Annotated in this window: 9 protein-coding genes; 4 read left to right on the top strand and 5 right to left on the bottom strand. The window is 63.2% G+C overall.

Features of this window, described 5'->3' with window-relative positions; all coding sequences use genetic code 11:
- Positions 1-2 precede the first annotated feature (2 nt).
- Complete coding sequence (locus BSF38_RS04510) at positions 3-3,170, top strand: efflux RND transporter permease subunit (RefSeq protein ID WP_076343651.1); 3,168 nt, start codon at positions 3-5, stop codon at positions 3,168-3,170.
- A gap of 732 nt (positions 3,171-3,902) precedes the next feature.
- Positions 3,903-5,744, top strand: a complete 1,842-nt coding sequence (locus BSF38_RS04515) for a TolC family protein (RefSeq protein ID WP_083712690.1) — start codon at positions 3,903-3,905, stop codon at positions 5,742-5,744.
- Between the two features lie 318 nt (positions 5,745-6,062).
- On the opposite strand, the gene BSF38_RS04520 is transcribed toward BSF38_RS04515, so the two are convergent.
- From BSF38_RS04520 to BSF38_RS04535, 4 genes are all read right to left on the bottom strand, one after another.
- Positions 6,063-7,511 carry a DUF1501 domain-containing protein gene (locus tag BSF38_RS04520; protein WP_076350592.1) on the bottom strand — a complete coding sequence of 483 codons (1,449 nt, stop codon included), beginning with the start codon at positions 7,509-7,511 and terminating at the stop codon, positions 6,063-6,065.
- 5 nt (positions 7,512-7,516) lie between these two features.
- A complete protein-coding gene (locus tag BSF38_RS04525) occupies positions 7,517-9,838 on the bottom strand; it encodes a PSD1 and planctomycete cytochrome C domain-containing protein (RefSeq protein WP_076343652.1) in 2,322 nt (773 codons plus the stop codon).
- A gap of 341 nt (positions 9,839-10,179) precedes the next feature.
- Entirely contained in the window at positions 10,180-10,755 is a 576-nt protein-coding gene (gene dcd / locus BSF38_RS04530; protein ID WP_076343653.1) for a dCTP deaminase, read from the bottom strand.
- 131 nt (positions 10,756-10,886) lie between these two features.
- Positions 10,887-11,885: a stage II sporulation protein M gene (locus tag BSF38_RS04535; RefSeq protein ID WP_083712691.1), complete on the bottom strand. Its 999-nt coding sequence runs from the start codon at positions 11,883-11,885 to the stop codon at positions 10,887-10,889.
- Here BSF38_RS04535 and BSF38_RS04540 point away from each other — a divergent pair.
- The gene (locus tag BSF38_RS04540) at positions 11,874-12,701 is read left to right on the top strand and encodes an RDD family protein (RefSeq protein ID WP_076343655.1); all 828 of its coding nucleotides are present in this window, start codon (positions 11,874-11,876) and stop codon (positions 12,699-12,701) included. The two genes, BSF38_RS04535 and BSF38_RS04540, sit on opposite strands and share 12 nt — an antisense overlap.
- Here BSF38_RS04540 and BSF38_RS04545 read toward each other — a convergent pair.
- Positions 12,634-13,587 carry an RDD family protein gene (locus tag BSF38_RS04545; RefSeq protein ID WP_076343656.1) on the bottom strand — a complete coding sequence of 318 codons (954 nt, stop codon included), beginning with the start codon at positions 13,585-13,587 and terminating at the stop codon, positions 12,634-12,636. The genes BSF38_RS04540 and BSF38_RS04545 overlap by 68 nt on opposite strands.
- A gap of 218 nt (positions 13,588-13,805) precedes the next feature.
- On the opposite strand from BSF38_RS04545, the gene BSF38_RS04550 reads away from it, so the two are divergent.
- Positions 13,806-14,621, top strand: a complete 816-nt coding sequence (locus BSF38_RS04550) for a hypothetical protein (protein ID WP_076343657.1) — start codon at positions 13,806-13,808, stop codon at positions 14,619-14,621.
- The last annotated feature ends 1 nt before the right edge of the window (position 14,622 follow it).

Consider the following 14,622-nt stretch of genomic DNA (forward strand, 5'->3'; position numbering starts at 1 on the left):
CTATGTTCGCAAAAATCCTCTATAGACCGGCGTTGGCGATCGTGATCTCCGTGATCATCTTGTTTCTGGGGGGGCTGGCGATCAAAACGCTGCCGATCTCCCAGTTCCCCTCCGTCGCGCCGCCGAGCGTGGTGGTCACGGTTGCTTATCCCGGCGCCAGCGCCGCAGTGCTGGTCGACTCGGTTCTGATTATCCTGGAGCAGGCCATCAACGGCGTCCAGGACATGCGTTACATGGCCTCCGCCGCCACCAGCGCCGGCGAGGCGACGATCATGATCGTCTTCGAGCCGGGCACGGACCCGAATGTGGCGGTCTTGAACGTGAACAACCGGATCAACATGGTGAAAAACCGACTCCCTCCCCTGGTGGAGCGGGAGGGAATCGTCGTCATGCAGATGATGACGAGCATGCTGATGTATGTGAACGTCTTCAGTACGCAGAAGAGCGTCGACCAGAACTTCCTTTACAACTACGCGTTCGTCAACATCCTGCCCGAGATCAAGCGGGTCCGGGGCGTCGGCACCGCCACGATTCTCGGCAGCCGTCAGTATTCCATGCGGGTCTGGCTGGATCTCGACCGCATGCGCGCCTACAACCTGTCCTCCGAGGACGTCATGACGGCTCTGGGAAAACAGAGCATGATCGGCTCGCCCGGGCGACTCGGCCAGGCGACCGGCAGGACGTCGCAAACGGTCGAGTACGTCCTGACCTGGGTGGGACGCTACAACAAGACGGAGCAGTATGAAAACATCATTCTCAAGGCGAATCCTAGTGGAGAGATCCTGCGGCTCAAGGACGTCGCCAAAATCGAGCTGAGCGCCTCGTACTACAACCTCTATTCGGACATCGACGGCCTTCCGTCTGCTGCCATCGTCCTCAAGCAAACGCCCGGATCCAACGCCGCCACCGTCATCGAGGAGGTCAAGGAGAAGCTCAAGGAGATGAAGGCGGAGTCGTTCCCTCCCGGCATGGACTTCGCGGTCACCTACGACGTCTCCGCGTTCCTGGAGGCCTCCATTGAGAAGGTGCTCCACACCCTGTTCGAGGCTTTCGTGTTGGTGGCCCTGGTGGTCTTCATGTTCCTCGGTGATTGGCGGTCCACGCTGATACCGACCCTGGCGGTTCCGGTGTCCTTGATCGGGACCTTCTTCTTCATGCTGATGTTCGGTCTATCGATCAACCTGATCACGCTCTTCGCGCTGGTGCTGGCGATCGGCGTGGTGGTCGACGACGCGATCGTGGTGGTCGAGGCGGTGCATGCCAAGATGGCCGAGAAACACCTCTCGCCCTATCGGGCGACCATGGAGGTCGTCCACGAGATCAGCGGCGCGATCATCGCCATCACCCTGGTCATGACGGCGGTCTTCATTCCGGTGACCTTCATGACCGGGCCGGTCGGCGTCTTCTACCGCCAGTTCGGTCTCACGATGGCCACGTCCATCGTCCTCTCCGGCGTCGTGGCCCTGACGCTCACGCCGGTTCTCTGTGCGATGCTCCTCAAGCCCCACACGAACCACGTGAAGAAGCGCGGGCCGCTGGCCATGCTGCTGCATGTCTTTGACCGTGGGGTCGAGAAGGTCACGGGCGGTTACGCCGCAGTCCTGCGCCGCATCGTCACGCGCCGCGCGTTCACCATGTTCGTCATCATGGGCTTCAGTACCGGCATTTACCTCGTAAACACGCAGCTCTCGACTGGCTTCATCCCGCTCGAGGACCAGGGCATGATCTATGGGATCATCCAGACGCCTCCGGGCTCGACCCTCGAGTACACCAACTCCAAGGCCCACGAACTACAGCAGATCGCCAAGGACATCGAAGGAGTCAACTCGGTCTCCTCGTTGGCCGGTTACGAGGTTCTGACCGAGGGGCGGGGCTCGAACGCGGGGACCTGTCTCATCAATTTGAAGCCCTGGGCCGAGCGCAAGATGACCTCGCGCCAGATCATTGAGAAGCTCGACGAAAGAGGCCGCGCGATATCCAACGTCAAGCTCGAGTTCTTCGAGCCGCCCGCGGTTCCTGGATTTGGCGCGGCCGGGGGGTTCTCCACGCGCGTCCTCGACAAGACGAACACGAACGACTACAAGCGGCTCGGAGAAGTGACCGCGAAGTTCATGGCCGCCCTGTCGAAGCGGAAGGAGGTGAAGGGCCTGTTCACCTTCTTCGCCAGCAACTACCCGCAGTATGAACTGGTCATCAACAACGACGTGGCCATGCAGAAGGGGGTGTCGATCGGGACCGCGATGGACAACCTATCGGTCGTCGTAGGCAGCACCTGGGAGCAAGGCTTCATCCTCTTCGGCCAGTTCTTCAAGGTCTTCGTCCAGGCCGCGCCGGAGTTCCGGCGGTTCCCCGAGGACTTGGAGAAAATGTTCGTCAAGAACGATCGTGGGGAAATGGTCCCCTATTCCGCGTTCATGACGATCAAGAAGCAGCAGGGCCTGAACGAGATCAACCGCTACAACCTGTATCCCTCGGCCGCCATTCAAGGTGCGCCGGCGGCAGGCTACAGCAGCGGTCAAGCCATCAAGGCGATCGAGGAGGTCGCCGCCGAGACTCTGCCCCCCGGTTACGACATCGGCTGGGAAGGCCTTTCATATGACGAGGCGAATAAGGGGAACCTGGCTGTTTATATCTTCCTGATCGTCGTCGTCTTCGTCTATCTGGTGCTGGTCGGGCAATACGAGAGTTTCATGCTGCCGCTGGCCGTGATCCTGTCGCTGCCGGTCGGGCTCTTCGGGACCTTCCTGCTCCTGAAGATCATGGGGTTGTCCAACGACGTCTACGCCCAGATCGGACTGGTCATGCTGGTCGGTCTGCTCGGCAAGAACGCGATCTTGATCGTCGAATTCGCGGTGCAGCGGCGCCAGGAGGGCCTGAGCCTGAAAGAGGCCGCCATCGAAGGTGGAAAACTGCGATTCCGGCCGATTCTGATGACCTCCTTCGCCTTCATCGCCGGTCTCCTTCCGTTGGTCTATGCCACCGGCCCCGGGGCGATCGGAAACCGCACCATCGGCACCGCCGCAGTCGGAGGGATGCTCGTGGGCACCTTGATTGGGGTCTTGGTAATTCCTGGCCTTTATTACTTGTTCGGTGTGATTGCTGAGAAACGCAAACTCCTCCAGGACGAGGCGGATGAACCTCTCAGTGAGATTTTCGAGCACACCGCATAATCGGTGGGAAGGTCCCTTCCGACGAGGCGTCGACGTCTCGTCGGGGGGGGGGCGCGGCGACGGAGGTCGGCGACGCTTTAGAGTCGGGTCGCGAACACCCGTCGATGGAGCCGAACCGAGCCGCCGCCAAATGATGGTATTGCAGAGGCGAGGTTGCTCCGCCAACCCAAGGATCGCAGTCGTCGCCCCCGAGAACTGTCGCTTGACTTGAGGATCAGGTCGAGCATTTTCCCGACCCTTCGGCCCCCTACAGATCGCCGATGATCCGTTGGACCGCGCGGCGATTGATGCGGATGCGTTCGGCCAGATCGCAAAGCCGGCGCTTGGGCGATGCAAATAAGGACATGGGCATGGTTGCTGAGGAACGTGCAACTGGTCGGACCCTGACATGATGTTCGACGTCTCCCCACGGACGGGCTTGACGGCTCGACGAGAATCGGCTAGACAGTGCTCGATCTTCCTTTCTCAGTTCGTCCGCGGGGCGATTCACGCTCCGGATTCCGGCATCGATCCTGAATCCGCCCGCTCTTATTTATAAATGTAGTCACTTGTGTCCGCGCGGTGGTCCCTCTCGATCGAGGAGCCTCCGAGTGCGAGACGTCGCCACGACGGCTGCACGGGGCTCACCCCTCGCTCGGAGGGTCGTGACGCCCGAGATTTGGTGGTCGTTTCAGCTCCCGTCGGCGGATGGCCGAAAGTCGTTCGGTGGTGGAACTTACGAGGACGAGGCGGATGAACCAGTCAGTGAGCTTGGCGAACACGAAGCATAAGCAGCGCGCTGTTGCGATCGCGATGGCTTGCAGCTTCCTGCTGGTCTTGCCGTCCTGTGGAATCCCTGCGCTCCGTTATCCGAAGCCGGGACCAGGCGTGCCGGACAGCTTCGATCTCCGCAAGGCGGATCCGAAATCAGACTTGCCGGACGTCTTCGATAAAGCGATCAGCTCGGAAAACTCAGCTCAGGTCAGGATCGAAGACTTTTTCAATGATCCGATGCTGACGGGCTTGATGTACACGGCGTTGGGCGGAAACCAGGAGTTGAGGATCCTGATTGAGAACGTCCAGATCGCCAGCAACGAGATTATGTCGAGGCAAGGTGCATACCTTCCCTTCGTCTTTCTCGGGGGCGGCGTTGGGGTGGACAAAGTCAGCAATTACACACTTCCGGGAGCCGGCATACGCGACGACCCGTTTCGCCCCGGGATGTTCCTTCCCAATCCGCTGCCGAATTTCTTGTTAGGCCCTACCTTCTTGTGGACGCCGGACATCTGGAGGCAGTTGCATAATGCCAAAGACGCGGCGGCGGCTCGCTACTACGCCGCCGCTGAGGCACGGAACTACTTCGTGACCCGCATGTTGGCAGATATCGCCGAAAACTATTACCAGCTCATGGCGCTCGACAAGCGGCTTGAGATTCTGGATCAAACCATCGCGCTTCAGGAGCGAAGCCTCGAGGTCGCCAAGTCCATCAAGGAAGGCGCCCGCGGCACCGAGTTGCCTGTCCAGCGGTTCCTGGCCGAGGTCCGCAGGAACCAGAGCGAGAAGCTGATCGTCAACCAGGATATCATCGAGACCGAGAACCGTATCAACTTCCTGCTCGGTCGCAACCCGCAACGGGTCGAACGCATGTCGGGGGACTTCATCGATCTGAGCTTGCATGAACTGAGCATAGGCGTGCCCCCCCAGCTACTCCAGAACCGACCCGACATCCGCCAAGCCGAGCGCGAGCTGGCGGCGGCCGGGCTTGACGTGAAGGTCGCCCGGAAACGCTTCTATCCTCAGATGCTCATCACCTCCGGCGTTGGCTACCAGGCTTTCGACCCAAGGTATCTCTTCATTACTCCGGAAGCCTTGATCGCCAATGTCGCCGGCAACCTGATCGCGCCGTTTATCAACAAGAAAGCGATCAGGGCCGACTACCTCAGCGCGGACGCCCGGCAACTGCAGTGCGTCTACAACTACCAGCGCGTCGTCCTCAACGCCTTCACCGAGGTGATAAACCGCCTGTCCAAGGTGGAGAACTACCGCAACAGCATCGAGATCAAGAAGCAGCAGTTGGCAGCGCTCGAGAAATCGGTCCAAGTCGCCATGAGCCTTTTTCAGTTTGCCCGGGCCGATTACGTGGACGTGCTATTCGCCCAGCGTGACCTTAGAGACGCAAGAACGGTCACGGTCGAAACCAAGCAACAGCAACTGTCCGCCATCATAGACACCTATCAAGCCCTCGGCGGCGGCAGCTATTTGTTGCCGATCTCCATCCCGAAACCGCTGCAATCTCACCATTGGAAGCTTTGGAGACACTCAAAAGCGAGTGAAGAGGCGGAGCCGATTCCAACACCGATGGCGGCGGCGGCAGGGCCGGAGCCGACTCTGCCATCAACTCCGGCAGCGGCGGAGGGGCCGGAACCGATTCCACCACCACCGCCGGCTGCGGCAGGTGGACCGGAACCGACTCTAGCACCGACACCGGCGGCGCCGGGGGGGCTGGAACCCCTCCCAGCACCGGCGACGACAGAGGGGCCGGAACCCCTCCCAGCAACAACGGAAGGCGGAAAGGGGCCTGGAACTGCTCCGTAGAAAACCCCTGGGCGCATAAGCGTTGCGTTGTGGATGATGGCCCCCAGGACGATCTCGCGGCAGAGGATCTGGTACTTCCGCGAGTTGACCGTCTCCACCTGCTACCGGTGTGGTGCGGGACGGTCTTCACCCGATCGGAGAGCACCAGGCCCGCCAGCCGCCGCAGTCGGCTGAGCTTCTTGGGGCTGAACCGATTCCGACGCGCGGGACGCTCGACAAGACGCCTCGCAGGCGTCCTGGAACACCCGGCGCGGCGGGTTTCGCGTGCTCACATTAGAGTGTTTCAGCTTCGAGAAATCTGGTGCGGGCGGAAGACCGTCACGCAAGCAAATCCTTCACCACGGCGGCCGGTTCGACGCCGGTAAGGCGGAAGTCGAGGCCTTGGTGACGGACGCTGAGGCGTTGGTGGTCGATGCCGAGCTGATGCAGGATCGTGGCGTGGATGTCGCGGACGTGGACGGGGTTTTCGACGGCACCGAAGCCGAACTCATCCGTCCGACCGTAGACGTGGCCGGCTTTGAAGCCGCCGCCGGCGAACCACATGGTGAAAGCGTCGATGTGGTGATTGCGTCCGGTGGATTCGCGCACCTCGCCCATCGGCGTGCGGCCGAATTCGCCGCCCCAGACGATGATGGTGTCGTCGAGTAGGCCCCGCTGACCGAGATCTCGCACGAGCGCGGCGCAAGGCTGGTCGACGTCGCGGCATTTCTCGGTGAGATGTCGTTCAAGGTTTTCGGTCGGGCCGCCGTGGTGGTCCCAACTCGTGTCGTAGAGTTGGACGAAGCGCACTCCGCGCTCGACGAGGCGGCGGGCGAGCAGGCAGTTGCGGGCGAAGCTGGTCTCCTTCGGATCAGCGATGCCGTACATTGCCAGAGTGGCCTGGCTTTCGCCGCGAATATCCATCAGTTCGGGAGCGCTGGTCTGCATGCGGTAGGCCATCTCGTAGGCGTTGATGCGCGTGGCGATTTCCTCGTCGCCGGTTTCGACGAGGCGCTTCAGGTTCAGCTCGCGCACGGCGTCGACGACCTGGCGCTGCCGCGGCTCGCTGATGGAGGGGGGGGCGGAGAGATTGACGATGGGGTCGCCTTGATTGCGCAGCGGCACGCCTTGATAGGTCGTGGGCAAGACGCCGCTGCCCCACAGCACCGAGCCGCCGCGCGGGCCCCGCGGACCGCTCTGCAGCACGACGAAGCCGGGCAGATCGTCGCATTCGCTGCCGAGTCCATAGGTGATCCACGACCCCATGCTGGGCCGCCCGAACTGGCCGCTGCCTGTATTCATGAAGAGCTTCGCGGGCGCGTGATTGAACAGCTCGGTCTTGCAGGTGGTGACGAAGGTGACCTGGTCCACGATACCCGCAGTGTGCGGCAGGAGATCGCTCACCCAGGCGCCCGAGTCGCCATATTGCTTGAAGCTGCGCCTCGTGGCCAGCAGATTATGGCCGTTGCTGCTGTCCATGAAGGCGAATCGCTTTCCCGCGGTGTAGCTCTCGGGAATCGGCTTGCCGTTCAACTTGGCGAGCTGCGGCTTGTAATCGAACAGATCGAGCTGCGACGGGCCCCCCGCCATGAAGAGGAAGACGACGTTCTTGGCCTTCGCCGGGAAATGAGCGGGCTTCGGTTCCAGCGGGTTGCGCATCTGCGCCGGGGGAGCGGAGAATCCTCGCTCGGACAGCAGCGAGGCGAGGGCGATCGAGCCGACTCCGATCGAGCAGCGGCTGAAGAAATGACGACGCGAAATGGCGCGCAGCGTGTGATCGGGATTCATGGCGGTCATTCGCGAGTAAGGGTTTCGTCGAGGTTGAGCAGGACGCGGGCTGCGGAAAGGGCGTCGAGCCCCTTGAGAACGGCCAGCTCCTCGGGCTTGGGCGAGCGCGAGGTGCAACGGCGGAAGGCGGTTTCGAGGCCGTCGTTCCGGATGATCTTTTCCAGCGCGGCGGCGAACTCGAAGAAGCTGCCGTCGTTCAGCAGCGTAAGGGCTTGCAGCGGCGTGTTGCTGCGGATGCGGCGGGTGCAACTGGTGAATCCATCGGGCGCGTCGAAGACGTTCAGCGACGGCGGCGGCGAGGCGCGATAGACGAAGGTGTAGAGGCCGCGGCGGAACCGGTCCTCGCCCTTGCTCACGGCCCAGACTCGCTTCACCTGGCCCTGGCCCATGACGCCGTCGGGGATCGGGGGATAGACGGGAGGGCCGCCGAGCTTCGGCGAGAGAAGGCCGCTGGCGGCGAGTGCGACGTCGCGTACGAGCTCGGCGTCGAGCCGCAGGCGCTGCTGGCGGGCGAGGAGGTAGTTGTTCGGGTCCTTCTCGCGCAGCTCGGGCCTGTCGGACGAAGACTGCCGATAGGTGTGCGAGGTCACGATGAGGCGATGCAGATCCTTGAGGCTCCACTTCCGCTCCATGAGCTCGATGGCGAGCCAGTCGAGCAGCTCCGGGTGCGAAGGGGGCGAGCCTTGCATGCCGAAGTCGTTCTCCGACTCGACGATGCCGCGTCCGAAATACTGCTGCCAGACGCGGTTCACGATCACGCGCGCGGCGAGCGGATTCCGCGGGCTGACGAGCCATTTCGCGAGATCGAGGCGGTTGGGCGGGCCTTCCGGCTGATCGAGCGGATGCAGCACGGCGAGCGTCCCGGGCGTGACCTCGTCCGCGGGCCTGGTGAAGTCGCCTTTGATGAAGACGGTCGTCTTGCGCGGCTTCGGCAGCTCCTTCATCACCAGGGTGGTGACGCCCTGATTCAGGATGGCGTCGAGTTCCGTGTAGCGGTCGTTCCATCGGCGGAACGGACCCACGGCGCCGTCGCCGCTGGCGAACAGCGTCTTGCGCTCCGCGAGGCTGCGCTTCTCCCGCGGTACGGCGAGGATCTGGTTGACCTCCGGCGTGAAGCTCTTCTTCATCTGCGGCGTCAGGCCCGCCTCCCACTTCACCAGGTCGTCCGCGTGTTCCTTCAAATAGTCCGCGATCTTATCCTGGACTTCCTTGAACTCCGCGGCGAGGTCGCCGACGTTGACGCTCGGGTCGAAGACCTTCAGCGTCGGCTCGTCCTGGTTGTTCAGGAAGGCGAAGAGCCGGTAATACTCCTTCTGCGTGATGGGATCGAATTTGTGATCGTGGCACTGCGCGCAGCCGATGGAGAGCCCCAACCACACGACGCCCGTCGTCGCCACGCGGTCGAAGACGCTGTCGACGCGGAACTGCTCGACGTCAATGCCGCCTTCTTGATTGATCTGCGTATTGCGATGGAAGCCCGTGGCGATCGTCTGGCTCTCGCCGGCGTTGGGCAGGAGATCGCCTGCGAGTTGCTCGATGGTGAACTGATCGAACGGCATATCCGCGTTCAATGCGGCGATCACCCAATCGCGGAACTTCCAGATCTGGCGCGGGGCGTCAATGGAGTAGCCGTTGCTGTCTGCGTAGCGCGCCTGGTCCAGCCACCACCGGCCCCAGCGCTCGCCGTAGTGCGGGCTGGCGAGCAGCCTGTCCACGAGTTCGCGATACGCCGCGTCCGCGTCCTTGGCTGAAGCCGTCACGAACGCATCGAGTTCGGCGAGCGTCGGCGGCAGACCGATCAGGTCGAGCGACACGCGCCGGATCAGCTTTTCCGGTGGAGCTTCCGGGGACGATTTGAGGCCCGCTTCGGTCAGCTTCCGCGTGATGAAATGATCCACCGCCGCACCGTCGGACGCGTTCGCCGGCGAACGCGCGGGGGGAATGAACGCCCAGTGCTGTTCGTACTTCGCGCCTTGTTCGATCCACCGCTTGATCGTCGCACGCTGTTCCATCGTGAGCCGCGGCTTGTGCGAGGTCGGCGGCGGCATCATCAGTTCCGGATCGTCGCTCTGGATTCGCGTCCATAATTCCGAGTTCGTCGGATCGCCGGGGGCGACCCCCCTCACTCCGCCTCGGTCGCTCGTAGCGCCGTCGAAGGTGTCCAGCCTCAGTCCCGCCTTGCGATGCTTCGAGTCGAATCCGTGGCACGCAAAGCAATTGTTCGAAAGGATGGGACGGATGTCGCGGTTGAAAGAGATCGTCTCGGCCGCCTCCACCGCGCACGCGGACGTGGCTCCGATCAGGAAGACGGAGATGAGACGTGTCATGGCTGGCCCAGGGAAATCGGACATACACGCGGCTCCGCATTCAAGCGGTTCGAGGAAATGCTCGATTTTGGGGTGATGGCCTTCGAAGCCGCTTGATCGGCTGTCAAACCGTCACGGAGGCGGAAGTCCATTCTACGAGTCTTGCTCGGTCAAACCAACCATGCGACAGCCATGGCAGAGTGAGAACCAGGAGACGAGAGGCCGTGCTTGACCTTCCCCTTGCTGGACTCCATGCGTCAGGATCGGTCGAGATCTCCGCTCGGCGGCGTCGTTTTCAATCGAGGAGCCTGCTGGAGCGACTGCGCCGTCGCTGGGTAGGGCCGGCCGGATGGGAGCGGGGCTTATTCGCCGCCCCGCATCCCCTCGACCAGCGGCAGCGTCACGCCTCGCTGCCCCTGGTACTTCCCCTTGCGGTCGCCGTACGACACCTCGCACGGCGAATCGGCCTTGAGGAAAAGAAACTGACACGCTCCTTCGTTGGCGTAAAGCCTGGCGGGGAGCGGCGTCGTGTTCGAGAATTCCAGCGTGACGTGGCCTTCCCATTCCGGCTCCAGCGGCGTGACGTTCACGATGATCCCGCACCGGGCGTAGGTGCTTTTGCCGACGCAGATCACCAGAACATCCCGCGGGATGCGGAAGTACTCGACCGTGCGCGCCAGCACGAACGAGTTGGGCGGGATCGTGCAGACCTCGGCTTTGCGGTCGACGAAACCAGCGGTGTCGAACGCCTTGGGATCGACGATGGCGGAATTGACATTCGTGAATATCTTGAACTCGTCCGACACCCTGGCGTCGTAGCCGTAGGAGGACAGACCATAGGAGATGACGCCCTCGCGTTGGAGGCGCTCCTCGAAAGGGGTGATCATGCCGTGATTCCGGGCTTGGTTGCGAATCCAGTGGTCGGGGAGGACGGACATAGGGGGCCTTTATGCGGTCGCGGGGTTTAGCTGGGTTTCGAGAGACGGGGGTCTCATTTTAACGAGTCGCCCGCCAGAGGTCTTCGCTGAACAGGCTCGGCGGCCAGTTCCATTCGGCGATCCGTCCGGCCTCAATCGCCCTCGCGGCCGCCTGCTTTCGGTCCAGGAACCCGATCGCTTTTCGGAGCGGCCGCGCAGAGCACGATGTAGCTCAGCAGGGCGAGGCCGAGGCAGAGGCCGAGCAGGGCCTTGGCGGCGCCCGGGGCGTTGCTCGGCGAGATGAACGCCTCGATCGCGCCGGCGATCAGGAGAAGAGGGACGATCCCGACGATGATCTGGACCGACTTCCGCCCTTGCAGCCGAAGCTCTTCACGCCGGCCGTAGCGGCCGGGGAACAGCATGGCGTCGGCCATGAGCAGCCCGGCGCCGGCGCTGATCCAGATCGCGGGGAGTTCAAGCGACCCGTGGCCGACGACGAACTCCGCGAGCGGCGTGAGCATTCCCGCGCGGAGGCAGGCCGCGGCGATCGCGCCGAGCATCAACCCGTTGAACAGCAAGAGCCAGACGGTGCCGATGCCGAAGGTCAGGCCTAGCGCCCACGTCAGGAGGGAGACGTTGATGTTGTTCACCGCGATGTGGGTGCCCGCGCTCGGCGCGGTCCGGGTGAGCGATTCGGTCCAGAGCCGCTTCGCGGCGATGGCCTCGCGCATGGGGGGGCTCACGAAGAACCGCTCAAGCACCGGGTTCTGCGCCGTGAGGAAGAACCCCGCGATGGCGCCGGCCCAGAAGATCGCGGTGGCCAGGAGGATCGGGCCGGCCGCGGCCCGGACGCTCGTCGGCCAGGTCCGCCGCCAGAATACGGTCCAGCCGCTTGACCTGGCCTTCCCCGGCTGATAGAGGATGCTGTGGGCCTGGCCGACGATCTGTCCAAGCTCCTTGACGACCGGATGGCCGGGGAAGCGCATACGCGCGTATGCTAGGTCCGCGACCGCCTGCCTGTACAGCGAGCTGCCTTCTCGGAAGGCGTCGAGCGGCACGCGCGCCAGCGACAGCCGGCGTGCCTTGTCGAGGAAGGCCTGCAACTGCGCCCAGGAGTCTTTACGCGAACGGATAAAATCATGAACGACCATCGAAAGCCCCTGGGTCAACGCGTCCTGACGATCCGCACCCCGGAGAACATCGAGCTGACCTACGCCCTGGCGGGTCCGGGAAGCCGCGCCGCGGCCTACCTCGTCGACGTGTTCGCCATGATGATCATCGGCCAGATCTTCGTGAACCTGCTCATTTCCGTCGTGACGGCGCTCCTCAGCGGCCTGGGGCCGGGCAGCCAGACCTGGGTCGCCGCGATCGGCGGCCTGGTGGCGTTCTCGCTGTACAACGGCTACTTCATCCTCTTCGAGTGGCTCTGGAACGGGCAGACGCCGGGCAAGCGGCTGCTCCACGTCCGGGTGATCCGGCAGGGAGGATACGCGCTCAGTGCCTTCGACACCCTCCTGCGGAATCTGCTGAGGGTGATCGACTTTCTGCCGTTCTTCTACGGCGTCGGGCTGGTCAGCATGCTGCTCACGAGGGACAGCCAGCGGCTCGGCGACTTGGTCGCCGGCACCCTGGTGGTGTACCAGGATCCGGTCGAGACCGAGTCGCTCTTGCCGGTCCTGCCGGCCGCTTCAACAGCGGAGCCGCCGTTGCCCGCGTCGGCCCTCGCGGCAGTGCCCGGCGAGGTGGTCGAGCTGGTGGGCATCTATCTCCGGTCGAGGGAGGAGATGACCCCCCGGCCCCGCCAGGAGATCGCCGTCGAACTCGCGGACCTGATCCACGAAGCGAGCGGACTCGATCCCCAGGCCGGCCAGAGCGTCGAAAGCTTCCTGACGTCCATCGTCAGGCAATCCGAGCAAGCTCCTCCATCGTCAACCCCACCTCCCGTAGAGGCTGAACTCCTTTCTTGAGCAGCAGCCGAGCCACTTTCTCGCGGGCCTCCTCGAGCTTCCGGGGCGCGTCCAGCACGCGGGTTTTCGCCCAGCGGTCGCCGATCCGTCGGAGCAGCGGATCGCGATACGGGACCGCCGCGTCGTACAGATTGAAGAACGGGATGAACTGGCTCAGCCAGCGAACGACCCCTTGAATGTGGGTCAGGGGCATGTGGCCGTCGGCTGTCTGCACGACGCGCAGGCCCATGATCCGCTTGCCCGGGCCGGCCCCGCCGAAGAGTGAGTCGCGGAAGAAGAGGAGCGGAAGGGCAGCCAGCGAGATGATGTTCATGGCGAGTTGCACCGACGTCGGCTCCACCCCGAGAAAGCTCAGGACGACGACGGTCAGGATCATCGGCGCATAAACGAGCAGGAGCGAGTCCAACATCAAGGCGCCGAAACGCCGGTTGAAGACGCTCGCCTGGCAGCGGCGACACAGGAAGAACTGCTTCTTGAAAGGCTTCATTCGGCACTTGCCGCAATACGGCGCAAGGCAGCGGACGCAGACGAGGGTCGCGGGCTTCTTGTGCCGGGCGCAAGGGAGCGAGCCCTCCGCCAGCGCGAGCCGATCCCGAGTCTTGCGGGGCCAGGCCTCTTCCAGGCGGTCGCCGACCACGGGCTTGGTCTGCTGCTCGATCGGGAGCCGGTCCTTGAGCGCGGCCTGGTCCGCTATCGGTCTGGCCTCGGGCTGGGTGCAGTGGTTGACCAGCGTGTTCGGCGTGATCGCCTTCTCTTCGAGCCAGCGGCCCAGCGTATCGCGGGAGACCGGCCCGTAGGTCTCCTCGTCGGCCGATTCGACGTACCAGCCGATATCGTACGGATCCATTTCGACCCCCTCGACGCCCTGAGCAACAACCTGGCTCATTCTCGGCTCCTTTGAGTGAGTGATCCACAGCGACCGGAGTCATTATGGTCGGTGGCCTTCCACACATTCAAGCAGGTGCGCGTCCGGGATGGCACGCTGTCTACAGGGCGGAGCCTGGGTGCTTGCAAGCTGAGTCCCGCGGATTACAATACACGCTCAATGTGACCAGGTTCCCGACGGATCGCCGGAAGGCTCCGTGTTTGAGAGCGGCCTGATTCATGGCTCGTCCCAAGACGTCCTTGCTGCGGCGGATCCTCGTGCAGACCGACCGCGCCTTCTGGTGCATTCACGACCACCTCGACGTCCTGGGTTATCTCGCCCTGCCGACGTTCGCGGCCGTGCTCACGATGAGTTTCGGGTTCATCCAGGTCCGACGAAGCTGGGAACTCCCTTCCATCTACAACTTCCTGATAGTCGGGTTGGTGATCCCATTCTTGGCGTTCTGCTTTTTCACGGTCCTGCCTCTCCCCTGCGCGGTCTTCGCCTGGAAAGCGGCCGAAGGGGAGCGGGCCACGGCCGGCGAGTGCTTCGCCTGGTGCTGGCGGAGGGCCGGGCGGCTCGCGAGCGTGCTATTCCGGCTGGGCCTGCTTTATTTTGGTTCGCTGCTGCTCTTTGGGATCCCCCTGCTCTGGGTCTGGCCGAGGACCTGCCTTACGCCGCTGGTCGCCCTCTTCGAGAGCGAGCGCCGGATATTCCGACGCGGGCAGAGGATCCTTCGCGAGGACTTCAGCGTGGCGATCATGGGATTACTCTACCTGTGCATGGGCGTCGTCCTGGGCGGGCTCCTCGTGCTGCCCAGGTTGATCTTGGGGACGTCCATTCTGGGCGCCCAACTTTTAGAGGCCGAGTGGCAACGGATGCTCATGGATCACCTCTGGATCTTTGAGACGATCTCGATAGCGATCCTCCTGACCGCGATCGTGATGACGTGGTGGATTTCGCTGACCCTGGTTTACCACGACATCCGGCGGATTCGCGAAGGCGAGGATCTCAAGCATCGGATCGCCACATACCGCGCCAGGCTCGTAGCCTGAC

Source organism: Paludisphaera borealis (genome assembly GCF_001956985.1).
Taxonomy (GTDB): domain Bacteria; phylum Planctomycetota; class Planctomycetia; order Isosphaerales; family Isosphaeraceae; genus Paludisphaera; species Paludisphaera borealis.

Coding starts and splice junctions, on each gene's coding strand:
- BSF38_RS04510 (WP_076343651.1), top strand. CDS start 3: ATGTTCGCAAAAATCCTCTATAGACCGGCGTTGGCGATCGTGATCTCC.
- BSF38_RS04515 (WP_083712690.1), top strand. CDS start 3,903: ATGAACCAGTCAGTGAGCTTGGCGAACACGAAGCATAAGCAGCGCGCT.
- BSF38_RS04520 (WP_076350592.1), bottom strand. CDS start 7,511: ATGAATCCCGATCACACGCTGCGCGCCATTTCGCGTCGTCATTTCTTC.
- BSF38_RS04525 (WP_076343652.1), bottom strand. CDS start 9,838: ATGACACGTCTCATCTCCGTCTTCCTGATCGGAGCCACGTCCGCGTGC.
- dcd (WP_076343653.1), bottom strand. CDS start 10,755: ATGTCCGTCCTCCCCGACCACTGGATTCGCAACCAAGCCCGGAATCAC.
- BSF38_RS04540 (WP_076343655.1), top strand. CDS start 11,874: ATGAACGACCATCGAAAGCCCCTGGGTCAACGCGTCCTGACGATCCGC.
- BSF38_RS04535 (WP_083712691.1), bottom strand. CDS start 11,885: ATGGTCGTTCATGATTTTATCCGTTCGCGTAAAGACTCCTGGGCGCAG.
- BSF38_RS04545 (WP_076343656.1), bottom strand. CDS start 13,587: ATGAGCCAGGTTGTTGCTCAGGGCGTCGAGGGGGTCGAAATGGATCCG.
- BSF38_RS04550 (WP_076343657.1), top strand. CDS start 13,806: ATGGCTCGTCCCAAGACGTCCTTGCTGCGGCGGATCCTCGTGCAGACC.